Below are 15,904 nucleotides of genomic sequence, written 5' to 3'. Positions count from 1 at the left end.
CGCCTCAGCGCGCCTCCGGGAAGGTCGCCAGCACCGCTTCAAGCGGCCCTGAATCGACCGTCATGCCGCCGTTAAATGGATTGTCCATCGCGGCGATCAGAAAGATCACCGAGCCGAGAAACAGCGCCATTGCGCCGCTCAGGATCAGATGGACATGGAACTCCATGTCAAAGATGCATATCAGCCCAAGCAATAAAAAACCGCCGAGACAGACCACCAGCCACAGCTCCTTTGGAATGCCATTCGCGCCGGCGGCGATGAGATAGCGGCGATGCTCGACAAGCGTGTTCAGGCGACTGAACGTCTCGGTCTGAACGATTTCCTCGCTTTTCAGTTTGGCTTGAAAACTCATCACCTGCGCGAAGAGCGCCGTCAATCCAGGCGAACGTGAATGGGGGTCCTGAGGAACATTGGGCGGCGGATGGACAGCGTCGATCGCCTCGCGCGCATAGTTGCGCAGATTGTCCTGAAGCTCGCCCCGCGTCGGCTGCGGAAAGCCGTCGAAATCTCGATGAAGGGTGGCGATCGTCAACGCCTCCTTAGAGATGATGTCCTGAACGGAAGAAAAATCCTGATAGGCTTCGACCGCGAGCAATCCCAGCAAAATTCCGTAAAGCGTCGAATAGGCGGCCAGCGTCAGGCCGATCATTTCATTAGCGTTGCGACGCCCATGTATCCACCCATGCGCGAGCCGATTGAAAAGCAAAACGCCGAGCCAAGTCACGGCGACCGAGCCGACGCAGAACAGAGCGGCCATTTGCGGGACGGACAAACTTGTAAACGACTGCGGCACCGGCGCCTCCTTCTTCGGCGGCATTAGCAGACGCCTGCGTCGAATTGTCAAAAGCTCAGCGATTGAACAGCCACAAGAGCAGACTGATGACGACGCTCAAAATGAGCGACGTGGCGAGTGGAAAATAGAATTTAAAATTGCCACGCTCGACGACGATATCGCCTGGCAGGCGCCCGAGGCCAAATCTCTCGCCGACCATCCACAGAAGGCCGAGGCCGACCATGACGAGCCCCGCAATGATGAGAAACTTGGCCACAGGGTCAGCCTTTCATCGCGTTCCTGATCGATGACTTTCCTATTGCTATTTCGCGCATTTCGACGAAATCGCCAGCAGGGCCGGCGCATTGTTCACCATTGCGTTTTCAGGTGACACATTGTCGCAAAGCTAGGAATCTCAGCGCGCTTCGCTTGACCAGGCGCGTCGTCAAAGTATAGGTGCCGACGAAGGGTTCGACGTCATTACATCGCCTGCGGCGAACCGACGCAATCGAACCGACGGCGCATGGCGCGGCTCTTGCGGGAGCCGGTTCGAGACGCGGGCCGCGCGACGCTTCGCAAAGCAACTGTCTCACTCCAATGGGTCGCTCCTGATGCGATCGCCGGCGCGCAGCGTTTGCGTGCGACTATGAGGGTTTTCATGAGGCCTGATCACATTTATCTCGCCATGACCATGGTCAAGCACAGCACGCTGGCCGCCGCTTGCATCTATGCGTTCAAGATCGTCTCGTTTTTCGTCAAGACATTATAGTTTCGCGCGCCGTTGCGTCGGCGCCGCGCTTCGCGCATAAACCTCGCCACGCATCTATGCGACGGAAGGGCGCAGGTTCATGGCGGCGATTGATGGTCCGAGAGTGCAGGCGCGTTCCGGCAAGCCAAAGCAGCTCGTCGTTTTTCTTCACGGCTACGGCGCCGACGGCGCCGATCTCATCGAGATCGGCCGCCAATGGCGCGCCTTCCTTCCCGACGCCGATTTCGTCGCGCCGCATGCGCCTGAGCGATGCGCCGCATCGCCGACCGGACGACAATGGTTTCCGCTCACCATGCGCGATCCCGAAGAGCGCTGGCGCGGCTGCGTCGCGGCGCGTCCGACGCTCGACGCCTTTCTGGACGACGAACTCGCCAAGCGCGGGTTCGACGATCGCGCGCTGGCGCTGGTCGGATTCAGCCAGGGCACGATGATGGCGCTGCATACGGGACTGCGCCGCAAGCGCGCGCCGCGCGCGATTCTCGGCTATTCAGGAGTCTATGTGCTCGGGCCGGCGCAGGCGGACGAAGCGCCGCTGGCCTATGAGAAACCGCCGGCCGTCCTTTTGGCGCACGGCGAAGAAGACGAAATGATCCCGGTCGAGGCGCTGCTCATGTCCGCCAATGCGCTTGCCGACTCCGGCGTGCCGACCCAATGGCACCTCTCGGCGCGGCTTGGCCATGGAATCGACGAAACCGGATTGATCCATGGCGCCCTGTTCCTGGCGCAGTCGTTCGGCGTCGCCGTCGAACTTCGCCGACGCTGACGCACGAAGTTATGGGGCGGGCGCCATCGGCGCGTGAAGACGATATTGCCGCCGATCGCAATTGTCGCCCATCGCATCGTCGCGCGCGATGGCTCGGCGTTTTGGTGCAACGCTCTAACTTATTCCTTCCAGCCCCGCCTCGGCGCCGGCGGGCTCCATCGCCGGCTCAAGTTCGATCGGCAGGCGACGCACGGCGCGGCGCATAACCGGGCGATAGAGCTGCTTCGTCGCCTCCACGATATGCACGCCGCCGCCGGGCAGCGAAAAGCGGCCGGCGATTCGCTCGAAGGCCGGCGCGGAGCGCAGCAGCGAAGCACGCTGGAACGGCGGCACGTAAAGCGCCTCGTCCCAATAGAGCGGCAGAAACTGCGCCGCCTGCAACAATTGCTGCAGCTGGCCGCGCGAATAGGGGTGGCCCTGTCCAAAGGGCGTCGTGTCGACGCGCGCCCAAAGCCCCGTGCGACTCGGCGCGACGATCAGCACCCGGCCGCCCGGCGCAAGAATGCGCCAGATCTCCTCAAGGAGATCATGCGGGTGTTCGTCCGTTTCGAGCGCATGCACGATCAGGATGCGATCCATACTGGCGTCGGGCAACGGCGTCATCGACGGCTCCACCAGAGCGGAGGCGGAGCGCCCGTCGGGCGGCCAATGGACGACGCCCTGGGTGGCCGGCATAAAGGCAAGAACCCGCTGCGCTTTTTCGAGAAAACCGTCGAGATAGGGGGTCGCGTAGCCAAGGCCGAGCACGCGCAGGCCGGCGTGGTCCTGCCAGCGCGCGCGCACCAGCCGCGACACAAGGCGTCGGGCGACCCCGCCCAGCGCCGTATCGTAAAACGCGCGCAATTCGACAACGTCGAGCATGGCGCGGATCATCGGCGCAATCGAGCAATGGCGCAAGACGCTGAGATCGTTCGCACGCCGCAGTCGCGTTTTTTGACGAAGCGCGTTTATGATAGGGACCGCCCGAGGAGACAAGCCCGATGGCATTGGAAGTCGCGCAGTTCATCTGCCTGAACGATAATTTCGGCCTGCTCGTTCATGAGCCGGAACTCGGCGCGACCGCGAGCGTCGATGCGCCCGACGGCGAAGCGATCGCCAATGAGGCCGAGCGACGCGGCTGGCCGCTGACGCATTTGCTTCTGACCCATCACCACGCCGATCACGTTCAGGGAACGCAGACGCTCAAGGCGCGCTTTCCGCACATGAAGGTGATCGGCGCCGCCAAGGACGCGCATCGACTGCCGCCGCTCGATCGCGCGGTTTCGGAAGGCGATATCGTGGAAGTCGGCGAGGCGCGCGCGCGCGTCATTGAAACGCCCGGCCATACGCTTGGACACATCGCCTATTATTTCGGCGACGATGAAATTTTGTTTGTTGGCGACACGCTGTTCTCGCTCGGCTGCGGCCGCGTTTTCGAGGGCACCATGGACATGATGCGCCTCACGCTCGAAACGCTCGCCAATCTGCCCGGCGAAACACAGGTGTATTGCGGACACGAATATACGCAGGCTAACGCCAAATTCGCGCTCACTGTCGATCCAGAGAACTCAGTGTTGCGCGAGCGGGCGCAGACCGTCGCGGATCTGCGCAAGGAGCGGAAATTCACCCTGCCGACGACCATCGCGCTCGAAAACGCCACCAACCCGTTTCTGCGGGTCGAGGACCCGAGCGTGAAGGCCGCGATGGGCATGAAGGGCGCCGATCCCTTCGCCGTCTTCGCGGCGATGCGCGAACGCAAGAACAGCTTCGCCGCATGACCACCGGGCTTTCGACGCAGGAGGTCGTCCGGCTTCTCGATCTCGCGCCACATCCCGAGGGCGGTTTTTATCGGCAGACCTTTCGCGATCCCTGCTCGGCCGGGCCGGGAGGCCGCGCCGCCTCGACGGCGATCTACTATCTGCTCCCTGGCGGCGGGATATCCCACTGGCATCGGGTCGACGCCGCCGAAGTCTGGCACTTCTACGCCGGCGCGGCGCTGGAGCTTAAGATCGCGTCGCCCGGCGCCCCGACCGAAGTCTTGCGCCTTGGCGCGGAACTCGCAGCGGGCGAGCAGCCGCAAGCCGTGGTCCCCGTAGGCGTTTGGCAGTCGGCGAAAAGCCTCGGCCAGGGGCCTGACGAATGGACCCTCGTCGGCTGTACGGTCGCGCCGGGCTTCGAATTCGCCGGCTTCGAGCTGGCGCCGGCGGACTTCTCCCCCGACGTTCCAGCCTGAACTCAAGGGCTTTTCAGCCCATCGGGGGCTTTGACCGACCCGGCGGATAGTGTATCGGGTCGCAGACAATAAAAATGAGGAAATGTCCGAATGTGTTGGAGTGGAGAGGCGTCAGCGGTGTTGGCGACGGCGGGGATCGCCGGCGCGGCCTATTCGGCGCTCAAAAAGGACCCCGAACCGCTCGCCCTCTGGGTCTGCCTTCTCTACTTCGCCAGCATGGAGTCGCTTCAGGCGGTCGCCTACTCGGTCTTGAATCAGTGCGACTCGCCACTCAACCAATTGATGACCATGTTTGGTTATCTCCACATCACATTCCAGCCCTTCTTCATTAACGCCGTCGCGCTCTATTTCATGCCCAAGGACAGCGCCCGCATCATCGCGCCCTGGGCCTATTTCGGCTGCTTCGTCGCGGCCATCGCCATGCTGCTGCAGCTCTATCCCTTCGACTGGGCTGGCCACTGCGCCGCTGGACGCCCGCTGTGCGGCGACATGCTCTGCACGGTCCGCGGCGAATGGCACATCGCCTGGCTGCTGCCGACGAATGGCATTGGCAATTCCATGGTCAACAATCCCTATCTCGGACGCGGCTATATCGAATATCCGCTGATGGCCTTCTATATCCCGTCACTCTTCGGCAGCTGGCGCTTCATCCTGTTCTCCTGGCTTGCCGGACCGTTTCTCGCCGGCCTGACGACCAGCAACATCAATGAATGGCCGGCGGTCTGGTGCCTGTTCTCGATCGGGCTCGTGCTCGCCATCATCAAGACGCCGCTGCGTTATCACCTGCATGTCGGCGACCCGTGGTGGATGATGCTGATCAAATGGTGGAAGCGGCGGAAAGCGGCTGCAAAGGCGGCGCTCGCCGCGACGGCGCCGCAGCCGGCCGCGCCCGTCGCTCTCCTCACCGAGGTCAAAGAGCCCGCGGAGTGATCAGTCTCGCGCGTTGACGACGCCGCCGACGAGATTTTCCGCCAGCAGCGACTCGGTGGTCATCTCGGCGCCGAGAGGCTCGCGCGTCGCGCCGGCCTCGATGGCCGCAAAATAGGCGCGGCGGGCGGCGACCGCCTCGTCCCAGTCCACGGCGCGGAAGGACAGGTCTTCGCCGGGACGCAATTGCGCCAGCCGGCCGAGATCCGCCCCGATGATCGTCGCGATTTTCGGATAGCCGCCGGTCGGCTGTCGGTCCGCCATCAGCGCGAGCGGCGCGCCGTCGCCGGGGATCTGGATCGCGCCCATGGCGACGCCGTCGGAGACGATGTCATGTCCGCGCCGATGCCGGATCGCCGGCCCCTCGAGCCGATAGGCCATGCGATCGCTGCGGGCGCCGATGCGCCAGCGTGCGTTCAGAAAGGCCTCGATCTCCTGCGGCGCGAAATAATCCGCCTGAGGCCCGAGAACCAGGCGGATCGGCGCGTCGCTCGACGTCAGCCAAGGCCCCGCCAAGGCCAGCGGCTCGAGCGGCGGCGCCGCCGTCTCGGCGAGCGTCAAGGCGTCGCCGGCGGCGAGCGGCTTTGGACCGAGGCCGGACCGGGCGTGCGTGGCGCGCGAACCCAGCGTGGGCGCGAAAGCGAGCGTTCCGCCGACGGCGACATAGCACCAGGCCCCTAACGCGCCCGCGCGCAGCGCGAGCCGTGCGCCTTCGGCAAGCGGCAGCAGGCACGCCGGCGGCATTGGCCGCCCGTCGAGCCGGATGTCGAAATCTCCGCCCGCCACGGCGACGCAAAGCGTCGCGCCTTCCGCCCGAAGCGTCACGCCCCCGAGCGAAACTTCGATTGCGCTGTCGGCGCCGGCGGCGCGCGTCGCGGCGAGATAAGCGCCAAGATCCATCGGCCCCGCCGGCGTGACGCCGTAGCGCGACAGCCCGAAGCGCCCCTCGTCCTGAATGGTGACGCCGGGTCCGGCGGCGTCGACGAGGAGCCGTGCGCTCAAAGCAGCGTCTCCCGGCGCGCCACCGTCTCGCCGGCCAAGGCGCGCGCATCGAGCGATAGAAATGTCTTGGCGTCGATCGGCTCGAAGCGCACGGCGTCGCCCGGCGCGACAAGAAAAGGCGGGTCGCGGTTCAGCGCGAACATGCGCTCAGGCGTGCGCCCGATGACATACCAGCCGGTCGGCATCGGATTGGCGGCGATCAAAGAGAGCGCGCCGCCGATCAGCGCCGCGCCCTGCGGCGTCGGACCGCGCGGGCTGACGCGCCGCGGGATCGCGAGCGCCTGAGGCAGTCCGCCGAGATAGCACCACCCCGGCGCGAAACCATACATATAGGCGCGATAGTCGGCGCCGGCGTGCAGCTGCGCGATGGATTGCGCCGTCTGCCCGAGCAGCGCGGCGGCTTCGCCAATGTCCTCAGCGAATTCGGGATCATAGCAGCAGGGAATGGTCCAGCGCGCAGCTGGCTGCGACGCCTCAACGCCCCCAGTCCCGATCAGAGCTTCGATCGCCGCAATGAGCGCGGCGCGCGAAATTTCGAGCGGCTCGTAGCGCAGGAACAGCGCGCGGTAGGTGGGCGTCGTTTCGCGCAGGCCGGCCGGCGGCGCGGCGCGAAGACGTTCGTCGAGCGCCAGCACGCGCGCATTGACGGCGGGATCGACGCTGTCGCCGAATTCCACTGAAAGCGCCGCCTCGCCGCAGTCGAGAAAGCGCGGTGTCTCATCGTCCATCGCGATCACGCTCCTGCGAAGGCGCGCAGCTTCCAGCCGTCGCCTTCGAGCGCGGCGCGCAGGCTCCGGGCCATTTCAACCGCGAGCGGCGAATCGCCGTGGACGCAGACCGAGTCGATCTGCGTCGGCAAGAGTCCGCCGCTGTTGGTCTTGAGACCGCCGCTGGCGAGCATGTCGCGCACGCGGGCGCTGGCTATCTCGATATCCTCGATCACCGCGCCTTCTTGTGATCTCGGCTGCAGCCGTCCGTCGTCCATATAGGTGCGGTCGGCGAAAATTTCGTTCACCACGCGCAGCCCCGCGCGCGCGCCGGCGAGCGTTTGCTCGGAGAGCGCAATCGCGAGCAGCGCGAGCGACGAATCGACGCCGCGGACCGCGCGGGCGATGGCGTTCGCGACGTCGGCGTCGCGCTCGGCGATATTGGCGAGCGCGCCATGCGCCTTCACATGGGTGATCCGATGTCCGCTCAAAGCCGCGAGCGCCTGCGCCGCGCCGAGCTGATAGGCGACCGCGCGCTCGATTTCCCGCGCGCTCATCGGCAAACTGCGCCGCCCGAAGCCTGCGAGGTCCGGAAAGGCGACATGGGCGCCGACGGCGACTCCCTTTTCTTTAGCGCGCGAGAATGTCGTCGCCATGATGTCGGGGTCGCCGGCGTGGAAGCCGCAAGCGACATTGGCGCTCGTCACGATGTCGAGCATGGCGTCGTCGTCGCCCATGCGCCAATGGCCGAAACCTTCCCCGAGGTCGGCGTTAAGATCGATGACGCGAGCGGCGGAAGCCATGAGAATGCGAGTCGCCTTTGAAGAGGGGCCGCGAGATTGGCGCAACCGCGCCACGGCGGCAATTGCGCGACGCGCGGTCAGTCCGCGCGCCGCAACTTCTATGGGCCGATGGCTTCAGCGCCGCGATTGTCGGCCTGTGACAGGGCGATCCGATGCAGCGAAGATCGGCACAAACCCGCACAAATAGGGCAAGGTGGCGCTTGACAAAGACAGTGCCCTTTGGTGAAGCTATATCGCGGCGAAGCCGGAAAAAAGAGCCACTGGCTGGCTCAACGTGGGAGGAAAAAATATGCAGTATCTTATCCCGGGACTCATGCTCGCTATCGTCATCGGCGGCGCTCTCGTCGCGATGAAGATTGGCCGCTAAGGTCAAGAAAACTAGGGCCTTTACGTCCCATACCGGTCCGTTGGCGAGCACCAGCTTGGCCTAAGCGTCGGCGTTGTTGCGCCAACGGACTGAGCTGCTCCGGTTCAGCTCTCGTTTCCCACCGGCCCCTCTTCCATCGTTGTTCGGACTACTCCGCCGCGAGAGCTTGCGGCGGCGGAAACGCGATTTCGATTAGCGTGCCTTCATTGTGACGGCTCTTAATGCTGAATGAGGCGTGATTCGCCTCGATCAAAGCCTTTGTCAGCGGCAGCCCAAGCCCCGTCCCGCTCGCCCTGCGCGATGCGCCAACCTGCCGGAACGGCTCCAAGGCGGTCGCGACATCCGCCTCCGACATGCCGATCCCAGTGTCCTTGACCCGGATGACGACAGAGCCGGCGTCGTTCAGCGCGCTCGACACGATGACCTGACCGCCCGGCTCGTTGAACTTCACCGCATTCGACAGAAGATTGAGAAGAATCTGCTTGAGCGAGCGCGCATCAGCCCTCAGCGGCGGAAGGCCCGCCGCAAGCGCGAGACGCATGACGACGCGCCCCTGGTTGGCCTGGGCCTGCATGATCGACGCGCATTCGGCGATGGTTGCATTGGCGTCGACGCGCGAGAACGAAAGCTCCATCTTGCCAGCTTCGATCTTGGAGAGATCCAAAAGATCGTTGACGAGGGATAAGACATGCGCGCCGGAAGCGCGGATGTCTTTCAAATATTCCTTGTAGCGGGGAGAGCCGATCGGCCCGAGACGCTCCTCCATCATCACTTCCGCAAAGCCCATGATGGCGTTCAGCGGAGTGCGAATCTCATGCGATACGCGGGTCAGGAAATCGGACTTCGCCGCATTGGCGCTTTCGGCGGCAAGACGCGCCGCTTCCAGCGCGCGGTCATCCGCAGATGCGGCCTCCAAAGGCTCGGCGGAAACCAACATCATCGGCCTTCCTTCGACGAAGACCCGGCGCAGGATGAGATCGACGGGGACGCTCCCGCGCAGCGGCGCTGTGGCCAGCGATACGCGCGCGTGGGCGTGCGGCTGGACGTCGGAAAAAAGCTGACTGAGGATTTGCGCGTCGGTTGGGGTGAAAAAAGATGTCAGGTCGCGGCTCTCAAGCGCAGTCGCCTCCGTCGCCAAGCAAGCCGCAAATGGCGCGTTGGCTCTCACGATCTTCCCGTCCGCCGCCACGATCGCAAGCGGCGCGCGCGAGAGGTCGAAAGCCGCGCCAAGCAGCGCGCTCTCGGACTTCGCCCGCGCAAGCTTTTCTTCGAGCGTGCGAGCGAGCGCCAGGGCGCTTTGCTCCGGGCCCGGCGCGATGAGCTCGAGATTGCGACGCGTCGGCGGCGCTTGCTCGTCAGGCACGGGCTCCGACGGCGCGGCGGCCTCCGCCGTGGGGATGACGAGATCGCCTTCCGTGAGCGCCCGCGCGATTTCGTCAAACGCTAGGCGTTCGCTCGAACTGAGCGCCTCTCTCACATCGACGCGCGCCGAAGCCGGCGCGCGCAGCATCACGACATTGTCGAGCGACGGCTCGAAGGATTTCTCTTCAGAACTCGAACCGGAAGCGGTCGCCGCAACGGGTTCGGCGACTCGCCCGCGATCAATGTGCAACACGCCATAGCCCTGATAGCCGAGAAACCGCCCCGCGGAATCCGTCATCTGCAGAGCGCCGAGCGTCGTCGGCACACATCCGGCGTCTCCTTCCAAGGGCCACTCGACCTCGACGCCGCTCCACGCGCGGCGTGAGGCGGCGGCGCGGGCAAATGCGGCGTCGAGCGTCAGGGCCTGCGTCGCATCCTGCACTGAGCGGCCGAGGATGTCGGCGGCCTTTTCGCCCACCACGTCGGCGAGCGTGTGGGTCACGTCGGTGAACCGTCCTGCCGCGTCGGTCTTCCATAAAAAGCGCGGCGAACGAGCGCCGTGTCGCGCCGCAAGGCGGCGGCGGAGGGCCGCCGTCGCGCCGCTGACCCGCGCTTCAGCCGAAGCGTCGGCCGCGCGCCGGTCCTGAGCCGGCGAATCAGCGCGCACGCCAAGCGCCGCGATAACGAAACAGTCGCCGCCTTCCGCGGTGAGGCCGCGGCAGAGAAAGGTGACCGTTTGCGCCTGCGCGAAAGCACGAAAGCTTAGCCGCTCAAGACGAAGACCTGGGCGGCGGCGCAGTTCGCCGACAAGCTCGGCCAGACGTCGTGGCCCTGGATCGTCGCCGCGAAACAGCCGGTCGGCGAGCCCGCCGGCGTCTTCGCCAAAGACGGCGCGCGCCGGATCGTTCAGAAACGCAATGCGCAGAGGATCGCCGCTCGCCGCGATAATCGGCGCGCCGGAGGCGTCGAGCGCGGAAAAAACAGGATCCGCCGCCACGCAAGCGGCTGCTCGCGCGTCTTCCTCGAGGTCCTGCTGCGAACCGCCCATTGCCTACCGCCTCAACCGACGGTCTCGCTCGCCGCGCGCTTCCCAGGCGTCTCGTCGGCTCGACGCTAACGGATAAAAGCAAATTAGTCGCCGCCGCGCGCAAGGTCTATGATTGTCGCGCGTTTTTCTTAGTATTTCTACGCTTCCAGCACTTCCGCCCCCGATCGGCGCTTCCGCCCTCGATCTGCTGCGGCGCACAAATTTGTTGCATTGCAACATCAAATCGGGCAGTATGACTGAGCGCCGGATCGTCGTTGGGGCCGGGCGCGGCGCGGGTTACATATGGTTTGCCGCGGGGCTTGTTTGATTTTCACCGCACGGAGGTGCGCCATGGTCGAAGCTGTCTATCAAATTCCCACTGAAGTCCGCGATTTTGCGGAGAAGAGCGTCGAACAGGCGCGCAAGGCCTTTGAAGGTTTCGCCGGAGCCGCGCAGAAGGCGCTGGACACTTCGGCGGACCTGCCGTTCGGCCTGCCGAGCGCCAAGGACGTTAGCGCCAAGGCCCTGTCTTTTGCGGAGGCCAATGTCAACGCGGCCTTTGATCTGGCCCAGAAGCTCGTCCACGCCAAGGACCCGCAGGAAGTTTTCAAGCTTCAGTCGGAGTTCGTGCAGGCGCAGCTGCGAGCGATCCAGGAGCAGACCACGGAGCTTGGCGCGAGCCTTCAGCGCACGACGACGAAGTCCTAACGGGGAGAAGCTCAATGGCCAATCCGCAGAACGTTTCCCCCAAATCAAAGGCCCCCGAAACGAAACGTCCGGCCCCCAGCGTTCCGGAGACCGAGACGGCTCCGACGGTGAGCGAAGCTGTCAGCGCAGAGCCGGCGCCCGCCCCTGTTGAAACGCAGACGCCGGTGGTCGTTGCGGCTCCGTCTACAGCCCTCGCGATCTCCGAACCGCCAAAGCCCGCCGAAAGCGAGGCCGAAGGATTCGACCCTGCCCTCTGGCAGCAGAAGTCCATCGATCTCTGGGCGGAAAACGCCACAGCGTTCCTCGACTTCGCCGAGCGGCTCGCCAACGCCAAGACGATCGACGAGGCGACGACTCTTCAGTCGCGTTTCGTGAGCGAACGGATTGACGCGCTGCTGCGGCAGTCGACCGAATTGATGACGCTCGCGCAACGTCTGCTGAACTTTTCCATCGCGCCGATCTACGGCGCGCGCGCGGCGTAACGCGAAAAGTGAGTTGATGTAAGAAGAGCGCCGCGGGCGATGTCGCGGCGCTTTTTCTTTTATAGCGTTGCGACGATCTTTTACAGCGTTGCGACGATCTTGGCGCGCAGCGCCGGCGTCACGTCCGGCATCACGCCGGTCCAGTCGCGGAACGCCGGGCGCGCCTGATGCAACAGCATGCCGAGCCCATCGACGGGAGTCGCGCCATGTTTGCGGGCAGCCGCCAATAATCGCGTCTCCAGCGGCGCATAAACAATATCGGCGACGAGCGCCGATTTCGGCAATGCCGCGAGCGACAGATCCAGCGGCGGTTGGCCGACCATGCCCTGGCTCGTCGCATTGACGAGAAGTCCCGCTCCGGCGAGCCCCGCCTCGCGTTCTTCCCAGCGCAGGGCCGACACGCGCGGGCCAAAGTCGGCCGCGAGAATTTCCGCGCGCGCCAGTGTGCGGTTGAACAGACGAATCTCGCGCGCGCCCGCCTCAAGCAAGCCGTGGACGATCGCGCGCGCTCCGCCGCCGGCGCCGATGATGACGCAGGGCGCGCTCTCGGCGCGCCAAAGGGGCGCCGCCTCATAAAGCGACGCGATGAACCCATAGCCGTCGTAATTGCGGCCGGTCAAAGCGCCGTTCTTTTCGACGACAATGCAGTTGACGGCGCCGATTCGCGCCGCCGAGTCATCGACATGATCGAGAAACTGGAGCGCCGTCTCCTTATGCGGAATCGTGAGATTGCAGCCGGCGAAGCCGAGCGCCGGCATGGCGCGCAACGCCGCCTCCAGCCGGCCGGGCTCGACCGGCAGCGGCGCGTAGCAGCCCTCGATCACATATTGCGCGAACCAGTGATTATGGATTTTCGGCGAGCGCGAATGCGCGATCGGCCAGCCCATGACTCCGGCGAGAATAAAGCGATGGCCGTTCGTCATATTCTCGTCTCCAGCTCACGCGTCAGGGGCGACGGAAAATCCCGCGCCGCAAAACGCGACGAGCGCGGCTTCATCCGCCGGCTCCTCGCGCAGCGCGTCGACTCGCGCGAGCCGTGGGCCCCGGCGCGCCGCAGCGATAAGCTCCTCGAGCGCCGGGCGCGGCCCAGAGACGACCGACTCGACCGCGCCGTCGCGCCTGTTGCGCGCCCAGCCGGTGAGATCGAGCGCGAGCGCCTCACGCACGAGAAACGCGCGATAGCCGACGCCCTGCACCCGGCCTTCGACGAAAAGGCGTATGGTCTCCCGATCGCTCATGATTGAACCGCGATATTGTCGATGAGCCGCGTCGCGCCGAGCTTCGCCGCGACGAGCAGACGAATGGGACCATCCGCGAGAGAGGAGACTGGGGCGAGCGTCTCGGCATCACGCGCTTCGAGATAGTCGACCTCGAATCCGCCAGCGGTCAGCGCGTCCCGCGCCGCGCCCGTCGCGGCGCCGATGTTCTCGCCCTTCAAGATGCGCCGAGCCGCTTCGCTCAGCGCGCCGTGTAAATCTTTTGCGCGCTGGCGGTCCTCGCGGGAGAGATAGACGTTGCGCGACGACATGGCGAGGCCGTCGGCCTCGCGCAGAGTCGGCGCGCCGACAATTTCGGTGGCGATGTCGAGATCGCGCGCGAGACGCTTGATCACCAAGAGCTGCTGGTAATCCTTCTCGCCGAAGACCGCGACGTCGGCCTGCGCCTGATTGAGCAGCTTCGTCACCACCGTCGCCACGCCGGAAAAATGCGTCGGCCGAAATCGGTCTTCGAGGTCGGCGGTCGCCGGCCCCTCGAGCACGACTTTCGTCGAAAAGCCCGGGGGATAGATCTCGTCGACGGCAGGCGCGAAGACGAGATCCGCGGCGACGCTGCAAAGCTTCTCGACATCCGCCGCAAGCGTGCGCGGATAACGGGCGAAATCTTCCTTCGGGCCGAACTGCGCCGGATTGACAAAAATCGTGACGATGACGCGGTCCGCCGCCTGACACGCCGCCTCCACAAGCGACAGATGGCCGGCGTGGAGCGCGCCCATGGTCGGCACAAGGCCGATGCGCTCGCCGGCGGCGCGGCGCGCGCGCACATAGCGGCGCAGTTCGTCGACGGCGCCGACGATAGGCGTTTTTGCATTCATGATCGTCGCCCTGATTGCTGAGCGGCAAGCAGGCTCGAGAGATAGTCGACATACGGGCCGGGCAGCGCTTGCGCCCGCGCCGCGGCGATGACCCCCTCGAAATAACCGCGGGGCGCCGCGCCAAGATCTGGCCGCGCGCCGACATAGGTCAGCGCGCGGACCGAACCGACCGGTTCGCGCAGAATCGGCAAATTGTTCTTGGCGTAAAGGCCATGGGCGACGTCTTCGTAGCGATCGAGCGCGGCGACGTCGCCGACCGCGACGTCCCACAGCACGCCGTGAACGCTCATGCGGCGGTCCGTCGCGACGCTGATAAAGCCTGAAGGCATGAGAATCGTCCTGAAGCCGGCAAGCCGTCCCCGCCCGAGCAGCCGGGACCGTGGACAGCGACCCGCCATGGCGGCGGCGTCCATGTTGGAGCCATAGGCGAAGTAGAGCGGCACGCGCAAATCCGGGTCGCGAAAAACACGACGCGTGCTATATCACGACCGACGCGGAAGGGTGGCCGAGTGGTTTAAGGCACCGGTCTTGAAAACCGGCGTGGGGGCGACTCCACCGTGGGTTCGAATCCCACCCCTTCCGCCACACCTCTAATTAAATCAAACACTTAGAATCAAAATTTGGACGTGTCATAGGGCTTGCCATAACTCAGCGCGCAGCCGCATTGTGCCCGAGGTCATTCATTTGGAGTCGAGCGAAAATGGAAATCAAAGACCTTAGAGGCCGCCTGATTGAAGATATTCCCTATACGGGGCTCATTGAAAGCTTGTGTAAAATCACACTCATCTGCCATACGGCGGGCGAAGCGAAGAACGATCTCACAAAGGACGATCTATTAAGTTTCATTTCTCAAATCGCAGTGATCGGCACTGAAGCTTCTATTCTTGCTGGTGCTACAGAGGCGGAGCTAAGTTACGTCTCAAAATATTTGCTCGAAGGAATGCATCTTGACCGCGAGCGCCCCCATTAAGGTTGAAGGCCAGGAGCCTCACCCCTCCGGCGCGCCCTCGCCGATTCCCGGGTTCTTCGGCGCGCTTCGAGCCGGTTGCAGATCGCGCACCGCTTCGTATCCCGGCGCGTGACGCCCTCGATAGGTCCGCCGCAGTCTATGCAGACCGGCGCCAGCGGCCCGGCCTGGCGCACCCACTGCGCCTTGCATCGACAAGACACGCTGCAATATTTCGCGTGCCGGGGAAGGTTGTTCATGCCGCCGCCGCAAAACTGACAGCGCATCTTGTCCCGAAGCGATTGCCGCCACTGGCGTTCGAACGCCTTGTGCGACGCCTCCTTACATTTGAGCGAGCAATACTTCTGCCAAAAAACCTTCGGCTCAAAGCCCTTCCCGCATCGGGCGCATACTTCGTCCGGTATGTCGTCGATCGACGTTCGAGCACTCGTAGCGACAGAATTTTTGCCCGAGGCGCTTGGGCCGAAAAGCGATTCCACAAGCTGGGCATTTTTGCTCAGGCTGTCTTTCGATCCACGCGGCTTTGAGGCTTTTCCATTGCGCATAGTTCTCTTCGTTCCATCGCTCGCGTTGCCGATCGAGATGCGTCGCCTTGGCGCACAGGTCCGAGCAAAAGAGCCGCCGATCGTCGGGAACCGATTTTCCGCAGCGCACGCATCGCTCGCGCTGCACAGCCATCACGCCGTCCTGGCAATATTCGGGCTGGCCCATCATCCATGTGGGCCGCTTCGCGCCGATGAGTTGCAGCGCGGCTTGCGTGAGCAACGCGGCTTCGGCGTCGGCTTCAGGCCATCGCCAGCCCTGAAGGATAAGCGCGACGCGCACGCCGTATCGGCAAGGCGCTTCGACCGCGAACGGCGTCGGCTCCGCACGCCGCATGATTGCCGCCAGCCTGTCCCTGATCGTGATCCGCCGATGACGCGCTAACTTTTTCATGGTTGCGC

At 64.5% G+C, this 15,904-nt stretch carries 19 protein-coding genes and 1 tRNA gene; 8 read left to right on the top strand and 12 right to left on the bottom strand.

The window, feature by feature from the left end; all coding sequences use genetic code 11:
• Window positions 1-4: 4 nt before the first annotated feature.
• Both IYW40_RS11750 and IYW40_RS11745 read right to left on the bottom strand, forming a co-directional pair.
• Complete coding sequence (locus IYW40_RS11750) at window positions 5-817, bottom strand: DUF4239 domain-containing protein (RefSeq protein WP_196400592.1); 813 nt, start codon at window positions 815-817, stop codon at window positions 5-7.
• 31 nt (window positions 818-848) lie between these two features.
• Complete coding sequence (locus IYW40_RS11745) at window positions 849-1,049, bottom strand: DUF2905 domain-containing protein (protein ID WP_123176748.1); 201 nt, start codon at window positions 1,047-1,049, stop codon at window positions 849-851.
• Between the two features lie 571 nt (window positions 1,050-1,620).
• Here IYW40_RS11745 and IYW40_RS11740 point away from each other — a divergent pair.
• Entirely contained in the window at window positions 1,621-2,304 is a 684-nt protein-coding gene (locus IYW40_RS11740; RefSeq protein WP_175092935.1) for a phospholipase, read from the top strand.
• 114 nt (window positions 2,305-2,418) lie between these two features.
• Here the strand turns inward: IYW40_RS11740 and IYW40_RS11735 are convergent, their stop codons facing one another.
• Entirely contained in the window at window positions 2,419-3,177 is a 759-nt protein-coding gene (locus IYW40_RS11735) for a methyltransferase domain-containing protein (protein ID WP_196400591.1), read from the bottom strand.
• 107 nt (window positions 3,178-3,284) lie between these two features.
• On the opposite strand from IYW40_RS11735, the gene gloB reads away from it, so the two are divergent.
• The 3 genes from gloB to IYW40_RS11720 all read left to right on the top strand — a co-directional run bounded on the left by gloB (window position 3,285) and on the right by IYW40_RS11720 (window position 5,446).
• Complete coding sequence (gloB, locus tag IYW40_RS11730; RefSeq protein ID WP_196400590.1) at window positions 3,285-4,061, top strand: hydroxyacylglutathione hydrolase; 777 nt, start codon at window positions 3,285-3,287, stop codon at window positions 4,059-4,061.
• Complete coding sequence (locus IYW40_RS11725) at window positions 4,058-4,516, top strand: cupin domain-containing protein (protein ID WP_196400589.1); 459 nt, start codon at window positions 4,058-4,060, stop codon at window positions 4,514-4,516. The genes gloB and IYW40_RS11725 overlap by 4 nt, the downstream gene beginning before the upstream one ends.
• 90 nt (window positions 4,517-4,606) lie before the next feature.
• Window positions 4,607-5,446, top strand: a complete 840-nt coding sequence (locus IYW40_RS11720) for a DUF5765 domain-containing protein (protein ID WP_196400588.1) — start codon at window positions 4,607-4,609, stop codon at window positions 5,444-5,446.
• Here IYW40_RS11720 and IYW40_RS11715 read toward each other — a convergent pair whose 3' ends face one another.
• The 4 genes from IYW40_RS11715 to IYW40_RS11700 all read right to left on the bottom strand — a co-directional run bounded on the left by IYW40_RS11715 (window position 5,447) and on the right by IYW40_RS11700 (window position 10,732).
• Entirely contained in the window at window positions 5,447-6,445 is a 999-nt protein-coding gene (locus IYW40_RS11715; RefSeq protein WP_196400587.1) for a biotin-dependent carboxyltransferase family protein, read from the bottom strand. It abuts the gene before it with no gap.
• Window positions 6,442-7,173 carry an allophanate hydrolase subunit 1 gene (locus IYW40_RS11710; RefSeq protein WP_196400586.1) on the bottom strand — a complete coding sequence of 244 codons (732 nt, stop codon included), beginning with the start codon at window positions 7,171-7,173 and terminating at the stop codon, window positions 6,442-6,444. The genes IYW40_RS11715 and IYW40_RS11710 overlap by 4 nt, the downstream gene beginning before the upstream one ends.
• A gap of 5 nt (window positions 7,174-7,178) precedes the next feature.
• Window positions 7,179-7,955 carry a 5-oxoprolinase subunit PxpA gene (locus IYW40_RS11705; RefSeq protein ID WP_196400585.1) on the bottom strand — a complete coding sequence of 259 codons (777 nt, stop codon included), beginning with the start codon at window positions 7,953-7,955 and terminating at the stop codon, window positions 7,179-7,181.
• A gap of 515 nt (window positions 7,956-8,470) precedes the next feature.
• Window positions 8,471-10,732, bottom strand: coding sequence for a HAMP domain-containing sensor histidine kinase (locus IYW40_RS11700; protein WP_196400584.1), 2,262 nt, complete (start codon window positions 10,730-10,732; stop codon window positions 8,471-8,473).
• Between the two features lie 330 nt (window positions 10,733-11,062).
• Between IYW40_RS11700 and IYW40_RS11695 the strand changes: the two genes are divergently transcribed.
• Together IYW40_RS11695 and IYW40_RS11690 are read left to right on the top strand one after the other, a co-directional pair.
• Window positions 11,063-11,419: a phasin gene (locus tag IYW40_RS11695; protein WP_196400583.1), complete on the top strand. Its 357-nt coding sequence runs from the start codon at window positions 11,063-11,065 to the stop codon at window positions 11,417-11,419.
• 14 nt (window positions 11,420-11,433) lie between these two features.
• Window positions 11,434-11,901, top strand: coding sequence for a phasin family protein (locus IYW40_RS11690; RefSeq protein ID WP_196400582.1), 468 nt, complete (start codon window positions 11,434-11,436; stop codon window positions 11,899-11,901).
• Between the two features lie 80 nt (window positions 11,902-11,981).
• Here IYW40_RS11690 and IYW40_RS11685 read toward each other — a convergent pair whose 3' ends face one another.
• From IYW40_RS11685 to IYW40_RS11670, 4 genes are read right to left on the bottom strand one after another with little or no spacing between them, the layout of a single operon-like run.
• On the bottom strand, window positions 11,982-12,824 hold the full coding sequence (locus IYW40_RS11685) for a shikimate dehydrogenase (protein WP_196400581.1): 843 nt from the start codon (window positions 12,822-12,824) through the stop codon (window positions 11,982-11,984).
• Between the two features lie 15 nt (window positions 12,825-12,839).
• Window positions 12,840-13,139 (bottom strand): acylphosphatase, encoded by a 300-nt coding sequence (locus IYW40_RS11680; RefSeq protein WP_196400580.1) that lies wholly within the window; start codon window positions 13,137-13,139, stop codon window positions 12,840-12,842.
• Window positions 13,136-13,993 carry a pantoate--beta-alanine ligase gene (gene panC / locus IYW40_RS11675; protein WP_196400579.1) on the bottom strand — a complete coding sequence of 286 codons (858 nt, stop codon included), beginning with the start codon at window positions 13,991-13,993 and terminating at the stop codon, window positions 13,136-13,138. The genes IYW40_RS11680 and panC overlap by 4 nt, the downstream gene beginning before the upstream one ends.
• Entirely contained in the window at window positions 13,990-14,436 is a 447-nt protein-coding gene (locus IYW40_RS11670; RefSeq protein ID WP_196400578.1) for a gamma-glutamylcyclotransferase family protein, read from the bottom strand. Before IYW40_RS11670 ends, panC begins: the two co-directional genes overlap by 4 nt.
• A 52-nt stretch (window positions 14,437-14,488) precedes the next feature.
• Between IYW40_RS11670 and IYW40_RS11665 the strand changes: the two genes are divergently transcribed.
• Both IYW40_RS11665 and IYW40_RS11660 read left to right on the top strand, forming a co-directional pair.
• A tRNA-Ser gene (locus IYW40_RS11665) sits at window positions 14,489-14,578 on the top strand.
• A 115-nt stretch (window positions 14,579-14,693) separates the two neighbouring features.
• Window positions 14,694-14,963, top strand: a complete 270-nt coding sequence (locus IYW40_RS11660; RefSeq protein WP_196400577.1) for a hypothetical protein — start codon at window positions 14,694-14,696, stop codon at window positions 14,961-14,963.
• A gap of 360 nt (window positions 14,964-15,323) precedes the next feature.
• Here IYW40_RS11660 and IYW40_RS11655 read toward each other — a convergent pair whose 3' ends face one another.
• Entirely contained in the window at window positions 15,324-15,896 is a 573-nt protein-coding gene (locus IYW40_RS11655) for a hypothetical protein (RefSeq protein WP_196400576.1), read from the bottom strand.
• Window positions 15,897-15,904 lie beyond the last annotated feature (8 nt).

Origin of the sequence: Methylocystis sp. H4A (assembly GCF_015709545.1) — a bacterium.
GTDB lineage: Bacteria > Pseudomonadota > Alphaproteobacteria > Rhizobiales > Beijerinckiaceae > Methylocystis > Methylocystis silviterrae.
The sequence above is the reverse complement of the archived record's forward strand: the minus strand, read 5'-3'. Positions and strand labels throughout refer to the sequence as shown.